Origin of the sequence: Sporofaciens sp. JLR.KK001, assembly GCF_036941055.1 — a bacterium.
Taxonomy (GTDB): Bacteria; Bacillota; Clostridia; order Lachnospirales; family Lachnospiraceae; genus Sporofaciens.
This window is the reverse complement of the sequence record NZ_JAYMNO010000003.1, coordinates 239,531-253,556: the sequence shown is the minus strand read 5'-3', so window position 1 is coordinate 253,556 and position 14,026 is coordinate 239,531. Positions and strand designations below refer to the sequence as shown.

At 46.3% G+C, this 14,026-nt stretch carries 11 protein-coding genes and 2 pseudogenes; 5 read left to right on the top strand and 8 right to left on the bottom strand.

Features of this window, described 5'->3' with window-relative positions; translation table 11 throughout:
• Positions 1–722 precede the first annotated feature (722 nt).
• From VSQ62_RS31475 to VSQ62_RS31445, 7 genes and pseudogenes are all read right to left on the bottom strand, one after another.
• Complete coding sequence (locus VSQ62_RS31475) at positions 723–1,727, bottom strand: hypothetical protein (protein ID WP_334638703.1); 1,005 nt, start codon at positions 1,725–1,727, stop codon at positions 723–725.
• Between the two features lie 602 nt (positions 1,728–2,329).
• Positions 2,330–2,734: pseudogene (locus tag VSQ62_RS31470) on the bottom strand (transposase); the annotation flags it as partial.
• A 58-nt stretch (positions 2,735–2,792) separates the two neighbouring features.
• Complete coding sequence (locus VSQ62_RS31465; protein WP_334638702.1) at positions 2,793–4,469, bottom strand: recombinase family protein; 1,677 nt, start codon at positions 4,467–4,469, stop codon at positions 2,793–2,795.
• Positions 4,470–4,585: 116 nt separating this feature from the next.
• Positions 4,586–4,852: a DUF6870 family protein gene (locus tag VSQ62_RS31460; protein WP_044919915.1), complete on the bottom strand. Its 267-nt coding sequence runs from the start codon at positions 4,850–4,852 to the stop codon at positions 4,586–4,588.
• A gap of 428 nt (positions 4,853–5,280) precedes the next feature.
• A complete protein-coding gene (locus tag VSQ62_RS31455) occupies positions 5,281–5,703 on the bottom strand; it encodes a sigma factor-like helix-turn-helix DNA-binding protein (RefSeq protein ID WP_334638701.1) in 423 nt (140 codons plus the stop codon).
• A 488-nt stretch (positions 5,704–6,191) separates the two neighbouring features.
• Positions 6,192–7,520 carry an MATE family efflux transporter gene (locus VSQ62_RS31450; RefSeq protein WP_334638700.1) on the bottom strand — a complete coding sequence of 443 codons (1,329 nt, stop codon included), beginning with the start codon at positions 7,518–7,520 and terminating at the stop codon, positions 6,192–6,194.
• A complete protein-coding gene (locus VSQ62_RS31445; protein WP_334638699.1) occupies positions 7,513–8,364 on the bottom strand; it encodes a GNAT family N-acetyltransferase in 852 nt (283 codons plus the stop codon). The genes VSQ62_RS31450 and VSQ62_RS31445 overlap by 8 nt, the downstream gene beginning before the upstream one ends.
• Before the next feature lie 206 nt (positions 8,365–8,570).
• Between VSQ62_RS31445 and VSQ62_RS31440 the strand changes: the two genes are divergently transcribed.
• Positions 8,571–8,927: a helix-turn-helix domain-containing protein gene (locus VSQ62_RS31440; RefSeq protein ID WP_066535542.1), complete on the top strand. Its 357-nt coding sequence runs from the start codon at positions 8,571–8,573 to the stop codon at positions 8,925–8,927.
• 187 nt (positions 8,928–9,114) lie between these two features.
• Here VSQ62_RS31440 and VSQ62_RS31435 read toward each other — a convergent pair.
• A pseudogene (locus tag VSQ62_RS31435) lies at positions 9,115–9,360 on the bottom strand (relaxase/mobilization nuclease domain-containing protein); the annotation flags it as partial.
• Positions 9,361–10,033: 673 nt separating this feature from the next.
• Here VSQ62_RS31435 and VSQ62_RS31430 point away from each other — a divergent pair.
• The 4 genes from VSQ62_RS31430 (at position 10,034) to VSQ62_RS31415 (ending at position 13,999) form a co-directional block, all read left to right on the top strand.
• Positions 10,034–10,915: a coiled-coil domain-containing protein gene (locus VSQ62_RS31430; protein ID WP_334638698.1), complete on the top strand. Its 882-nt coding sequence runs from the start codon at positions 10,034–10,036 to the stop codon at positions 10,913–10,915.
• A gap of 47 nt (positions 10,916–10,962) precedes the next feature.
• Positions 10,963–11,712: a LytR/AlgR family response regulator transcription factor gene (locus VSQ62_RS31425; RefSeq protein ID WP_016220704.1), complete on the top strand. Its 750-nt coding sequence runs from the start codon at positions 10,963–10,965 to the stop codon at positions 11,710–11,712.
• A gap of 4 nt (positions 11,713–11,716) precedes the next feature.
• Positions 11,717–13,030: a sensor histidine kinase gene (locus VSQ62_RS31420; RefSeq protein ID WP_334638697.1), complete on the top strand. Its 1,314-nt coding sequence runs from the start codon at positions 11,717–11,719 to the stop codon at positions 13,028–13,030.
• Positions 13,031–13,228: 198 nt separating this feature from the next.
• Positions 13,229–13,999: an AraC family transcriptional regulator gene (locus VSQ62_RS31415; RefSeq protein WP_016220702.1), complete on the top strand. Its 771-nt coding sequence runs from the start codon at positions 13,229–13,231 to the stop codon at positions 13,997–13,999.
• Positions 14,000–14,026 lie beyond the last annotated feature (27 nt).

The window sequence follows — 14,026 nt, the reverse complement described above, 5'->3', positions numbered from 1 at the left end:
ATCTCTGATTAAATCCTTTGGCCATCTCTCGGATCGCAATCCTGCATAGTGCTTCTTTGATAAGCAAAGCAGGTTCATAAAATCTGTATAAATTAAATCCAGATCGTTGTTAGGCAGAGGAATGGTCCCATAGTCGGCTGGCGGAGCAGGGGCTTCCTGTGCGGGACGATAGGTGTAACCAAAAGACTTTTCAGATACCCGGCCTCTTTTCTCAATATCAGAATAAAGGCATGAACTGTCAGGAAGCTCCTTTATGTAGTAGTAGGTTTTGCCGTTGACTGGACTCTGTGCTTCGGGAGAGTGGATTCTCCGGCAGACGTAAAGAAGCTGTCCGGGATAAGCGGCGTTGTCCGGGATGAGAATGCTGCACCAGTCGGATTTGCCGCAAATTGGACAAGGTTCTGCCTTAGAGACATTACGAAATGTACCCATATATACCTCCCATGGCTTTATAGCCTGTGGCTGCAAATGCAGTCACAATAGATCATATCAACCTGTAATATGACTGCATAATGCAGAAATGGTGGAAGATGGACAAAAGCCCCGGTTCCATCCTGGCATAAAGCAAAAAATAAATTTTAAAAATTATACCATAATAACATGGCATATATTAATGTGAAAAGTATAAAGCGTAAAGGAACAAAAATAATAAGACAAATTTTTAGTGAACAATACAAATCCGATAATTTTGCTGTGAAACCCTAACGGTTAGGTTTTCCCTTTTATCCATGGCAAAGTGAAGCAGTCATTCCCAAAGAAATCTTGCTGATTTTACATCTTCCGGAGTCTTCTTCGATTTCACATTGGTATAATGCATCAAACAACGGTTGAACCAGTACGTTTGTATCCAAAGTAAAATAAAGTGGATACAACGAATCTGTAATGCCTGTTTTACCCGACATATATGGCTTGCGAACCTGAAGATAAACTGGGGGAATATCAGAGATACTCTCTAACAGAAGCAAAATCATATGGCAAGGATATTCCTCTTTGCGCCGGTCAAGCCAGCAAAAGAGCAGGCGGCTGCGAAGAACTATATCAGCATAATTGTCCCCGTTATCCCTTCCGCATAAAAGAAACAGATGGACAGCAGGAGAGGAGCTGTCCCCCTGGCTGGCGGAATAACGGATGTATGCATCCAGAAGGAGCAGATGAGAGCCAATCTGTTTATGCAGATTAAAAAGGATCTTTTTTACGGAATTGCGGTAGGATGCCTGAAAACGAATCAAAAGCTGTGCGGCTGCCATCAACTCAATGATCCGGTAAGCAGGCAATGTCTGGTTGGAGATATATGGGACTTCCATAAGGGAAGAAATATAACTGCGCGCTCCGGGGGATAAGGAATAAAACCGTAAAGGGGAAACAATCTGACGGGCGCTGCCCTCGCCGTCAGTCTGCATACAGATGGAATGCTTAAGGAGAATTCCGGCATATGACAGCTTTTTCAAATTTCTTTTGTAATCTTGTTTTCGGTAATTTTCCGGAAGAGTGTGGTTTAAAGCATAGTTCAGGTTGTGGGTGTTGACATAGCAGTAGGTTCCGAGAAGCTTCAGGATTTCAAAGTCAACAGAGTTTAACAACCCTTTTAATGCAAGGGTGTCGATTTCGGTGTGCGAGCAGTTTTTGTTCCTATTTTCAATCTGTATTTGGTATCCTTCTTGAAAATGAAATGGACTGTGGGTCATAAAGGCGTCGGTTTTATAATTTTTTAGTTTTTTTATTGCCATAATATCCTTCCTATTCTGTCAAGCCTAAATTTATTGATTTTATAGGCTTTGACGATTTTATTTACCTCAAAAACAGAGCCGGGAGTGATGGATATCGTTGTATCATGTACCGAACAGCTGATAAATGGGTATAGTTTTTAAAGCATCCCTTTTGGTTCGCTTTATAAAGGCTATTTTCCCTCTGATCAACTATGATGATGAACCTTCCGTGTCTAAGGGGATCGTGTCCCAACTTCCTTCGTCCCATCTACCATACACTGAGTGCCGGCCAAGCTCCTAAACGGGGTCATGCCCCACGGAAAAAAACGATGCCGGCTACAGCTCTTGTTTTTCTGTTTGATTGTTACTAACCTGCATTCACCTGTCATGGTACTGACTTAATCAGTGGACGCTATACCACTACAGACTCTTGTTGGTTTTTGGCTGATGCAGTCCCTTTCAGTCTCCATCGTTTACGGGTTTCTCTTCCAGAACCCTGTCCAGTCTCCAATGCTTATGATCAGTGACTCGACAGAGTTCTGGAGTGTATTGCTCATTTTTATTTCTTATGCCGCCATCTGGGCCGGTGCAGCTTCCGGGCGTTTGATATCCTTCAACATTTTTTACGGATCATATGTTGCCCCCGTCTTCAGGATTGTGTAGATCACCCTTAGTATCTTGCAGGCTATCACAATCAGTGACTGCATCTTTTTTAGCGGATTCCTGGCCCGTGTTGTGTAGTACACATGCAATTGTTTAAATTCTTCTGCATGTGAAACCGCTGATTTTGCCGCCTGGAACAGCCAGTACCGGAGCCGTTTGCGTCCTCTGTGACTGATTTTGGTCTGTCCCCTGTGCTTACCTGAGCTGCATGCCACAAGACCCATTCCACTTAACTTCTGGATTTCTTTTACGTCATCAAATCTGCTGATATCCCCCATTTCTGCCACAATCCCGGCTAAAATGTTCTCACCCACACCTTTGATTTCCAGAATATTTTCTGCATAAGGTATTTCCTTACATTTCTTAAGATTGCGTTTTATTAGGAAAACACACTGTCAAAAGGATTTTATGCTTTGGCGGGGGTCAGCCCGCCTCGGCGGTGTTGATTTCAATGTACTCGGCAATCTTGCGGAACTCGTCCGCAAACTTAAAGTGAACGCTGATATTGCCGTTTTCGTAAACCTTGATATGGTCTACCAGCTCAATCAGAATTTCGCGGGTCAGCTTTTCGATGTTCTGATATTTTGCAAAAGCTACCAGCGCGGGATGCTGCTGGTCAACGCCGTTTGAGAGCTCTTTCCGTTCAGCCGTCAGCCGGGCCAGCAAATCCGAGAGCCCAGCGGCCTGCCGTTCATAATCGGCTTTCATTTCCCGGTATTCCTGCTGGGTGATTTCCCCGTCTTTCCAGTCTTGATACAGTGACTGCTTGTAGCGGGTGATTTTCGTCAATTCCTTTTCCTTTGCGGCTATCTGGTCGTTAAGGCGGTGGGATTGACTTTTTTTCAGCGGGGCCGCATTGATACGGGTTACTATTTCCGAATAAGAAACGGCGGTGCTTACTTGATACTGAATAGCGAACAGAACGGCGGCCTCTAAACGGTTGTGCTTGATAGAGTGCATGGTGCAGGCCGTCCGGGAGCGGTTCTTGTAGGTGGAGCAGGCATAATATACATTTTTCCCGCTCTGGCTCCGGGTGACGGATTTCCCACAGTCCGCACATTTCAGAAAGCCGCTGAACAAATGGAGCTCCCGGCCCTTTGGGGTTGTCCGGGTATCGCGGAGCAGGAGGGCCTGCACCCGGTCAAAGGTTTCGTGGGTGATGATGGCCTCGTGGGTATCGGGGACGCGCACCCATTCTTCCTCCGGCACAGCCTCGATCTGGTGTACCTTGTAGCTTTTCACCCGGCGGCGGCCCTGCACCAAATCCCCGGTATAAATGGGGTTTTTCAGAATGTCATTGACAATCTTGTTTCCCCACATGGGATTGTCGGCCACGGCAGGGGAATAGGGCAGGCCCTTTTCTATCCGGTAGGCCGTGGGGCTGGGTATGCCGTGTTCGTTCAGATAAAGTACAATCGCGTGTTTGGTGGTTCCTTGCAGGCACAGCTCGTAAATCTTCTTGACGATTTCAGCGGCCTCCGGGTCAATGATTAGCTGGTGCTTGTCTTTGGGGTCTTTTATGTAGCCGTAGGGAGCAAAAGAGCCTATGTACTGGCCGTTGCGCCGCTTATAATCAAAAACCTGCCGGATTTTCTTTGAGGTCTGATAACAATACTGGTCATTCATCACGTTTGTTATCGGAACGATGATACTGTTCACGCTATCCGGGTTTAGGTAGCTATCCACGCCCTCGGCCAAGCTGATAAAGCGGACACCCATTTGCACAAAAAGGTTATCAATCAGACTTCCGGCATCGCTATAATTCCGGGCGAAACGGGAAAGGTCTTTCACCACAACGCAGTTGATTTTCCCGCTCATTACATCCCCCAAGAGCCGCTGGAAACTTTCGCGCTCCGTATCGGTTCCCGTGTGGCCGTCATCCACATACTCGGTATAGCTTTCAAATTCTTCCGCATGGTTGAAGTGAAAATCATTGAGAATGTCGCGCTGGTTTTTCACGCTGTTGCTATCGTCGAGCCCCCGGTTGATTTTCTGTAAATCCTCTCGGGAAAGCCGGATGTAGCCGCCCATTTTCCAGAGCCGGGCTGTATAGGTAGGGGTCAAAGTCTGCTGATACCCTCTGTTTTTTGTTCGTGCCATTGTTCCTCCTTCCCTATCACATTACACTTATATTATAACTCTGCCCGGGGCAATCAACAAGGATGTCGATGCTTTGGGACAGTTTGTCTCGAAGTAGGAACGGGCCGCAACAGCAGTTACAGCCCGCTCTTTTGCCGGATAAGAAAGGCGGTCAGCGTCTCCTGCAGGGAGGGGCCGCCCTCGGCAAATTCGATTTTTACGCCCACGCCGCCCACGCTGAAGCAGTAGGGATTGACGGCCCGTTTCACAAACCGGGCCAGCCGCTCCTCCCGGGGGAGGGTGCGGTCAAAGGCCATACCGCTCACGTCAGCCAGCGCATCCGCGCTCACCGCGCCGATGTTCACGCTTTTCATTTGTTCCAGCTCTTGTGCGGTCAGTTTCACGGCAAAACCTCCTTTTGCGTTTTTGGTTGGTGGGGAAACGCGAAAAGGCAGCACTCCGAAAAGTGCCGCCCTTTAGCCTGTCCTCACCTTGGGACAATTTGTCTCGAACTTGTTTGAAATGGGGAGCGCCGGGCCCGTATGTTTGGCTCGTCAAAAGACAGCGAGTAGCGGCCCGGCGTTCCCTTGTTTTGTGCGGCGGCCCCAAGCGGCCAGCGGCCAGCTTGTCCCTCGCGGATCGTGGCCGTGGGGCTGGCAGGTTCCCCACTCGCGGCGGTGGTGTTGGTCGCTCGTCCTCCCGTGGGAGAAGTCACAGCGCACCCGCCGCCCGGCTCCCCGCGTTCACCCGGGGCCGCCCGCTATTCAGTTGTGGAGAAGAAAAAACTTCCTCTCATATACCACCAGAAAAATGGAGCAAATGGAGACGGCAATCACGGATTTTTTCTCAAATATTTTTTCATCTGTGCGATGCCGCTGAGAACGGAGCGCCGCACCGCGCTCTTATCCACGCCCTCGGCCTGGGCAATCTCCCGGTAAGTCATACCGAGGATAAAGTGAGCGTCCACCCGGCGGCCCTGGGTTTCCGGCAGGCTGTTCAGCGCGTTCCAAAGACGGCAGAACTGATCCTTGAGCTCCAGAACCTCGTCCGGGGTGAGCTCGTGCAGGCAGGCGGAATACTCAATGCCGTCATCCGCATCCAAGGAATAGTACGCCTTGTTGTAGCGGGCCCGCTCGGTATAGGCCGCCTCATAGCGGACGCTGGCTCGGAGCGCCTCGGCCATATCGTCAGAAACCTCAATATATTCATCCTGGGTGTACCAGTAGTAAAAGTCGCGCAAGTTGATGATAGTCATTATATGTACCTCCATATTGTTTTTGTGGTTGGGTTGCCGGGAAACGATATGGAGGGCGGCGGGGAGCGACACCCGGGGGAGCCGCCCCGCACCTTGGGACTGTTTGTCCCAAAGTGGAGCCGACAAGAAACGACAACGCCCGCACAGCGTTGTACTGTGCGGGCGCATGAAATGACGCAGTTCTTTATGTACTTACAAATTTCGTGTTGATGGCCAGAGTAACCCGGTGGAGGGGCTAAACTTTTTTTAACAAATTAAGTTGAGTGCAGATAAAAAAGGACACAACGATACCTCCTGGATACCGCCGTGTCCTTAAAAATGGGTGACTTTAATACACCCTCCGTATTCTATTTTTCAAAAGAAAACGGCGGCTTGAAATTTGTTATTTCAAAACCGCCGCAAGCAAAATGTTTTGCAAATACGCGCAAGAAATCATCTGCCTACCCGAACGGTTTTTTTCTTTCCCCGTTCGGGGCAGATACTGTCTTTTAATAAGAATATTTTTTCTTGTAATGTATCAGGCAGATTGTAGATACAACGAACATAATCCCCTCTGCGACTGGAACAGCCAGCCATACTCCCGTTATTCCCCAAATATGCGGCAGTAACAGGATGCCTCTGGCCAGCAATCCGAACGTCCGCAAAAAGGAAAGAACCGCCGATACTTTTCCGTTTGATAAGGCTGTGAACATCGCGGTGGTAAAATTGTTCAAGCCGCAGAACAGAAAGCTGTATGAAAAAATCGTAAAGCCATTCGCCGCAATTTGGTAGACTTCCGATGTATTATCCGCAAATAGCCGCACAATGTAGGTGCCGCCGAACATTGAAATCGAAAATATCAGCACCGATGCCAACCCGATAAACCGCATACTGATGGAGAAAACGCGTTTCTGTTGGACATCATTTCTATTTCCGTAGTTAAACCCGATAATGGGTGCTATTCCCATAGAGTAGCCGATATACAGTGTGTTCAGCAGGAATTGAGAGTAGATAATAATGGTAATTGCCGCGACGCCATTTTCTCCCAGCAGGTTCATCATGGTGCGATTGAACAGGAATGTCGTGACGGCTGTTGCCAGTTGGCTCACCATTTCGGAGGAGCCATTGAAACAGCTCTCCCCAATCACGGCCCATTTCAATTTTGGCCTTGTGAAAGACAGCGTTCCTTTGCTCCGCGCAAAATAGACCAGCCCGGCAACCGTGGGGATCAGATAGCCGAAGCCTGTCCCCAAAGCAGCGCCCCGGATGCCCAGGCCGCAGGGGACAATGAAAATGTAATCCAAAATGATATTCGCCACGCCAGCCAGAACAGATAGCCCAAAACCGAGGCCCGGTTTTCCTGCCGTCACAAACAGATTTGAAAACAGTGTTTGCAGTATATTGGCCGGAATGAACAGAAACAGCACCATGAGATAGTCCTTGCAATAGGGAAACAGCAGGTCACTGGCCCCAAGAGCATAAACAATTTTGTCAATCCAAATTGTACCGCCTAAAAGAATAAGAAATCCTATCACTGCTCCTGTGAGTATGAGCAAAGTGAAATCTTCCTTTGCCTCCTGATTTTCACCCGCCCCCATTTTTCGGGAGACAATCGCGTTTCCCCCTGTTGCAATCATTGTCCCCAGCCCCACCGTGATATTGATAATGGGGCAAACGATATTGATAGAGGAAAGCGCATCCGTATTCACAAACTGCGCCACGAAGATGGTGTCCACGATGGTGTATAGTCCCATAAAAATCATCATAACGATGGTTGGAAATGCGAAGCGCAGGAGTGACCCTGCGCTCCATTTTTGGTCTAAAATGTTATCATCCATTGTCGCCTTTCTCCTGTTTTGGTGGTAGAATGAGCCGCTGGGTGGGGTAGCCAAACTCCGTGAGAAGCTCCGACTCGGCAAAGCCCAGCCGCTTATATTCCTCTCGCTGGCCTGTATCGGCCTTGTCCCCCTCGCGGAATGTTGTAATGCTGATTTCACGGCCCACAAATAAATTGCACATCATAAAATCAAGAAAAGCCTTTGCCACTCCATAATGCCGGTACTGCGGATGTACCGCCAGAAAGTCGATGCTCCCGGTCTGATAGGAAAACGCGGCGGCCCCAATGATCGTGGAGCCATCCCGCATAATCAAAGCCTGTCGCCGCTGAACATATTGCTTGACCTGTTCCAGATGTGAGTTTTCATCCAGGCAGGGAAAACCGTCAATGACAAGGGTGATAAAATTCATCCAGTCGGGAATATCCGCCAGCGTAGCATAAGAAATTTCCTGCATCATCGTATCAGGCGCAGTTGGATTTTTGTTCAATGTAAACTCCAGTTGTAGAGGATAAAAGACCTCGTTTTGCCGATATTCCAGCGGCGTTTGCTTATACATCGTCTTGAAGATAGACGAAAAAGCCTGTTGGCTTTCATAGCCAGCAATCAGCGCAATTTCAATAATCGGCTTTTCTGAAAATACCAACAGTTTTGCCGCCTCAGTCAGTTGGCGGCGTTGTATATAGTCGTGGAGTGTGATACCAACCGTATCTGTAAACATTCGGTGCAAGTGATACTTGGAATAGCAAACCGCATTTGCAACAGTGTCTAAATCCAATTTTTCATTGAGATGCGCTTCAATGTAGGAAATTACTGTCGCTATATTCTCAACCTTATGGCCGTTCATGGTTTCCCCCCCTTTCAGCTTTCATTATAGCAGAATGAAAAAAATACTTTTCATTATTCTTGCGGTCTTTTCGCTCTGGTGCTTATTCTACCTCTTTTAAGACCATTCATCAAGGATGACGAAGTTAAATACTACTAAAAAGTAAAATTGTATTTCGTTCTCATATTCCACCCCGAAATGTAAAATAATATAGGGGTGATGTAAGAATGTACCAATATGAAAAACGCCTGGACTGTCATGCCCTGGGCCAAGAAATCAAGCGCAGACGAAAAGCCAAAGGCTGGACGCAGGAGCACCTGGCCCAGCTTGTAGACCTCACCCCTCGCTCCATCATGTATATTGAGAACCGGGGCCAGCACACCAGCCTCAACGCCTTTTACAAGCTCGTTACCCTTTTTGATATTTCCGTGGATGAATTTTTCTACCCGGACAAGCTGGGCGGCGAGAGTGAGCGCCGGAAACACATTGACCGGATGTTGAACGGAATGGACGAAAAGGAGCTTATCATCATAGAGGGAGCCGCAGAGGGTATCAGAAAAGCCAGAGAAACGGAGGGAGCGTAAGGAAAAGCGCGGCCTCCGTTTTTCGCGCCATGTATGGGGGAGCGCATGAAACGGCAAGCAATTCGGGTGTGGCCACACCCGAAATTTTTGCTGGGCCGCAGGCCCGCAAAAATGCTTGTTGGGGAGCCTCCCCAAACCCGGCTCTTTGGGACAAAATGTCCCAAAGAGGTTGGCTGCGTCACCGCCGCTATCGCGTCTGTTCCTTATCGGTGCGCCCGTTCGTAAGGCCGAGCAGATGGTCGATGTTGGCCTTGACCGCCACGGCCTCCCGCATATCCCGCTGGGCTTGCCGATACTCGGCATAGAGGGCCTTTTTCTTATCCGCCAGCTCCCGCCGCTGTTTTTTCAGCGCGTCCATTTTGGGGAGCTTTTCACCGCCTAACAATTCATTCATAGCGGCCCGGGCCGCCCGGTAGGTGGCAAGTGAATATTCTAATGCTTGAGAGCCACCAATTTAAAGCTTCGGAGCCACTTGTAATTTAATGTTTGAGGGTCATCTAAGAATACTAGATATAGTATGTGCTATTTTATACCGCTTATTATATTGTTCCAGAATTGCTTTAGAACTGCAAGGGTAAATGCACTGCATTGCAGCCCTTGCAGTTCTAAAGCAATTCTGGTGTAGGGTAATCAAGCGGTTAAGGATAACCTTACTATGCCCGTGGTGTTACTACATATTGTGGTGGCTCTCAAGCATTAAAATATACAAAATCGGTGGCTCCGAAACTTTAAAACAGTGGCTCTCAAGCATTAGAATAATCACTTTTGCAAAGAAAAAAGCTCGGCGCTTTCGCACAGGCTTTTTTCAAAATATGTCTTTATCTGCATGTTTTCTCCTTTCGTTTGATAATGGTTTCGTGTAGAATCAAAAGACCTGTCTCCAGGAATTGCTAAACGAATGTTTCCGAAAGGAAATAAACTGAAAAAGTATCTTAAGTATAACAGTAAAAGTTGAGGCAGGCAAGTTTTATAAAGAAATAATTTGTAATACATTGTATTACAATGTAGTGTATTACATTTATTTATAATAGCTTATTATCAAGGTTGTATTAATAGAATTCACGTGTTACAATCAGATGAAAGAGAAAATAACGGAGGAAAGTAACATGGCTGAGACAAAACCCAAATCGTATCGGATCGATGAAGAGACCGCCGAGCGGATACGGCAGATTACAGAGGAGATCGGGGAAGGGCAGCAGGCGGCGTTTGCCCGGATGATAGAGGCATATTCACTCCAGAAGGCAAAGGTGGTACTGGTAGATGACAGGGAGAATCTGGAGCAATTTGAGAATTATGGCAGTATCTTAAACCGGATGTATATGGATGCGGTGGAAGGAAAGCATAATATGAAAGAAACTGTCCGGGCGGAGTATGAGCTTTTGCTCCGGTCAAAAGACGAGACGATTTCAGACCTGCAGATAAAGAACCGGACGATGGCAGAATTAAAGGATGAAAATTATAAGAGGATCTCTGCGCTGCAAAAAGAAAATGAGGAGCTCGTTGAAAAAATCCATGCACAGGATGCAAAGATTATGGAACAGCAGGAAGATTTTCGTAGCAAACTGGCTGATAAAGATGCCTTAAACCGGAATTTGAGCGAGTCATGCAGTGATTTGCGCAATAAAATTGCCAGTATGGAATCGGCCGTTCAGAAGACAGAAAGTATTCTGGCAGAGAAAGAGGAGCTTGCAGACTCCAATACAGAGCTTCAGAAACGCATTGAAAATCTGGAACGGCTGCAGAAGGAAGCAGAGTTGGAGAAGAAGCGTGCGCTCATGGAGCAGGAAGAAGCGCACAAAAAGGCAGTCGCCGAGATGGAAAGCAGACTGGCAGAGTCAGCCCTGTCGGGTGAAAGGGAACAGCTTAAGTTAAAACAGCAGCATTCGCAGGAAATCGAAAAATTAAAAGAAAAAATGCAGGAGAAGGTAGATTCCTACCAGAATAAATATATGGAATTATTGGAGAAGCTTGGAAGTGAAAGTATATAGATAAGGGAACAGCCCTCTGATGTTCAGTAAGGAATTATAGGGGAATTATGTATAATATTATAATTTGTGATGATGATCGAGCGTTTGTTGATTATATAAAAGGAGTTATGGCAAAAAGCGGAATGGATAAGGGAGAGATTCTGTTTAGCGAGTATTATTCAGGTGAAGAGCTTGTGCAGGGAATCCGGAACAGAAAGAGGTGCGATCTGCTGATTCTGGACATGCAGATGGAGGGGCTTGACGGACATGAAACGGCGGCAAGGTTTCGGGAGGTCTTTCCCAGGAGTATCCTTGTATTCTGCTCAGGTGTACACATGCCCACGGATGAGTCGTTTAAAGCGACACCGTTTCGTTATCTGCTTAAAAGTTATTCTGAGGAACGGATGATTTCAGAGATGTGTGCAGTGGTCAGGCAGATTAAGGAGAATCAGAATGTTCCCTGTATTGTTGGGAATTATTACCATAACAGCGTAGCCCTCGTTCCGGATGATATATTATATATTGAGAATACAAAACATGGGAGTAGGATTCATGTGGGCAGGGAACAGATAGAGTATTCTTTTGAACATAAGCTGACCACAAGGCAGAAGCTTGGGGAACTGTATGAGATTCTGCACCCCTTTGGGTTTGCATACGCACATAACAGTTATATTGTCAATCTGAGGTATGTGGTCAAGATGTGCTCGGACGGGGAGATGAAATTAAAGGATGGCACGATTCTGACGATTTCCCGCTCCAGGCTAAAGGAATTCCGGAGTTATTTTGCAGAATGGGTCAGCCGCAAATATATGGAGTGATGCTATGAATAGTATGAACTTTATTGATAAATATATATTACTGGTGTACTGTATCGTGGAGATATATCTTGTCTATACCTTTTTTGAATGTTTTTTTGAAAAGAAGTCCTGGGCGCTGGAACCTAAGAGGCTTTATCTTACGAATGCAGGGGCGGTGTTCAGCCTGTATGCGGTGAATCTGGTGGGGAAACGAGAACTGAACCTTGTCATGTTCATAGTCATAAGCTTTGTCTTTGTGATGGTTTTATTTGAAGGAAAGACGGGGAGCAGGGTTTTGTGCCACGTAGTCGCATATTCCATTATATTCGCGAGTGAGTGTCTGTTTGCAATTATCTTCAACCAGACGAATGAGAAGAATATGCTGATGTCAGGGGTTCATCTGGAGATCCTGTCCCTGAAACTTTTAACCTATATTATGTTTGTACTGGTAGAACAGTTTATCGGGACATCAAAGAGGAAGATGGATAATCATATCTTTTTGGAATATCTGTGCCTGCCGGTGGCCGGTTTTGGTATCATGGCAGGAATTTTCTATTCGGGTTTTGATTTTGGTACGAATGTCTATGTAAAGGTACTGATCACCGTTTGCTTCAGCCTTCTGCTGACCGGGAATATCCTTGTGTTCTATGCATTTAACAGATATTCGGAAGAAATGTACCAAAATGCGGAAAATCAGATTCTCATTACAAAACAGCAGGCAGATTTAAAATATTATACGCAGATGGACGAAGTGCAGGGAAGCCATAATGAGTTCGTTCATAATATGAACCATTACCTGTCTATGATTCATAATTTTGCAAGGCAGGGCGACTGTAAAAGTATTATGAAGGCAGTGGAGGAGATGAACGGGCATATAGAGGACAGTGGGACGGAAATATTCTGCAGCCATCATGTACTGAACATGATATTATCCGAGAAAAAAGAACGGGCGGAAAAGAACCAGGTTGAATTTGATGCTTATGTGGAGCCGGGAGTAAGATTAGAGATGGTTTCCGATATTGATCTGGTCGCAATACTGGGAAATCTGCTAGACAATGCGCTGCGTGCCGCCGGAGAATGTCGGGGACAGAAATATGTGAAGGTACGTATTTTTATGCAGGATGTCGAAGGGTTTTGTGTATTCAGGATTATAAATGGATATTCAGGGGAGATTGCCGTGCAGGGGGATACGCTCCTGTCAACCAAAAAAGAAAAAGGTCTGCATGGCCTGGGGATTGGCAGCGTAAATAAGATGGCGGAAAAGTATGGGGGTTATCTCTCTTGTAAAGTAGAAAAAGATGTATTTACAGCAGTACTGTTATTGTCAACACAGGATTAAAAGTAGAAAAATAGAATGCCTGATAGCAGGAGATCCTTTAACTGCAAATATGGCACCTCATTCTGCAAAAATGGACAACCTTGTTGCAGGAGAAAGGTAGGGTTGATAAACTTATATTGCGTTTCTGGGGCTTAAAACCAGTGCCGGCAAGGCACAGGCATAGCAAAGGGAGATGTAAGGCAAAGAAAGAGAGATGATATGGAGTGGGATGAAAAGTTACAGAGAATAATCAGTTGTATTGAGAGTAGCCTGGATTATGGAGAGCGGGCTATAGATGAAAAGGAAATTGAAGAGATTGCCGGTTGTTCTTATGCTTTTTTCCAAAAGGTATTCTCTTATATAAACGGAATCAGCCTGTCCGAATATATCCGGCTGCGTAAGCTTACATTTGCCGGATATGATTTAAAAGGCAGCTGCATTAGGATTGCAGAAGTAAGCAATAGATACGGATATGAATCACCTACCTCTTTTACTAAGGCGTTCCGCAGGTTTCATGGCGTTTCACCGAGAGAGGCAAGGAAGCATGAAACAAGGTTGCAGATTTATCCCCAAATGGAGAAGATACGAAAACAGCAGTATTCCTGGAATATTCAGACAAAAGAAGAGATCTGGCCGGCAGGGGTCTCTGATAATAAAAATGAATGGCAGCATTCAGTTATGATTGTATTGTCACAGCAGCTGGAAAGTGATTTCAAAGGAGGCATTTCGCTGGGTGAAGTCCGTCCATCCATAAGGCATGAATTACGGAATGTTTCTGAATATAAATTATCAGGACATACTTGGGCGATTATAGAGTGCAGGGGTGAGGTACCGCATGCAATACAAAATGGATGGAAATATTTAAAAGGGGAATGGCTGCCCAGACATTCATTCCAATATGGGGAATGTCCGGCGGTGGAATGGTATGGTGAAGGGAATCCAAAGGATAAGGATTATGTAAGCCAGATATGGATTCCTATCATTATATGAAAGATAAGGAAAAGTCCAGTCGTTTCT

Coding starts and splice junctions, on each gene's coding strand:
- VSQ62_RS31425 (WP_016220704.1), top strand. CDS start 10,963: ATGTATAATATTATAATTTGTGATGATGATCGAGCGTTTGTTGATTAT.
- VSQ62_RS31475 (WP_334638703.1), bottom strand. CDS start 1,727: ATGGCAATAAAAAAACTAAAAAATTATAAAACCGACGCCTTTATGACC.
- VSQ62_RS31440 (WP_066535542.1), top strand. CDS start 8,571: ATGTACCAATATGAAAAACGCCTGGACTGTCATGCCCTGGGCCAAGAA.
- VSQ62_RS31455 (WP_334638701.1), bottom strand. CDS start 5,703: ATGACTATCATCAACTTGCGCGACTTTTACTACTGGTACACCCAGGAT.
- VSQ62_RS31415 (WP_016220702.1), top strand. CDS start 13,229: ATGGAGTGGGATGAAAAGTTACAGAGAATAATCAGTTGTATTGAGAGT.
- VSQ62_RS31420 (WP_334638697.1), top strand. CDS start 11,717: ATGAATAGTATGAACTTTATTGATAAATATATATTACTGGTGTACTGT.
- VSQ62_RS31465 (WP_334638702.1), bottom strand. CDS start 4,469: ATGGCACGAACAAAAAACAGAGGGTATCAGCAGACTTTGACCCCTACC.
- VSQ62_RS31430 (WP_334638698.1), top strand. CDS start 10,034: ATGGCTGAGACAAAACCCAAATCGTATCGGATCGATGAAGAGACCGCC.
- VSQ62_RS31450 (WP_334638700.1), bottom strand. CDS start 7,520: ATGGATGATAACATTTTAGACCAAAAATGGAGCGCAGGGTCACTCCTG.
- VSQ62_RS31445 (WP_334638699.1), bottom strand. CDS start 8,364: ATGAACGGCCATAAGGTTGAGAATATAGCGACAGTAATTTCCTACATT.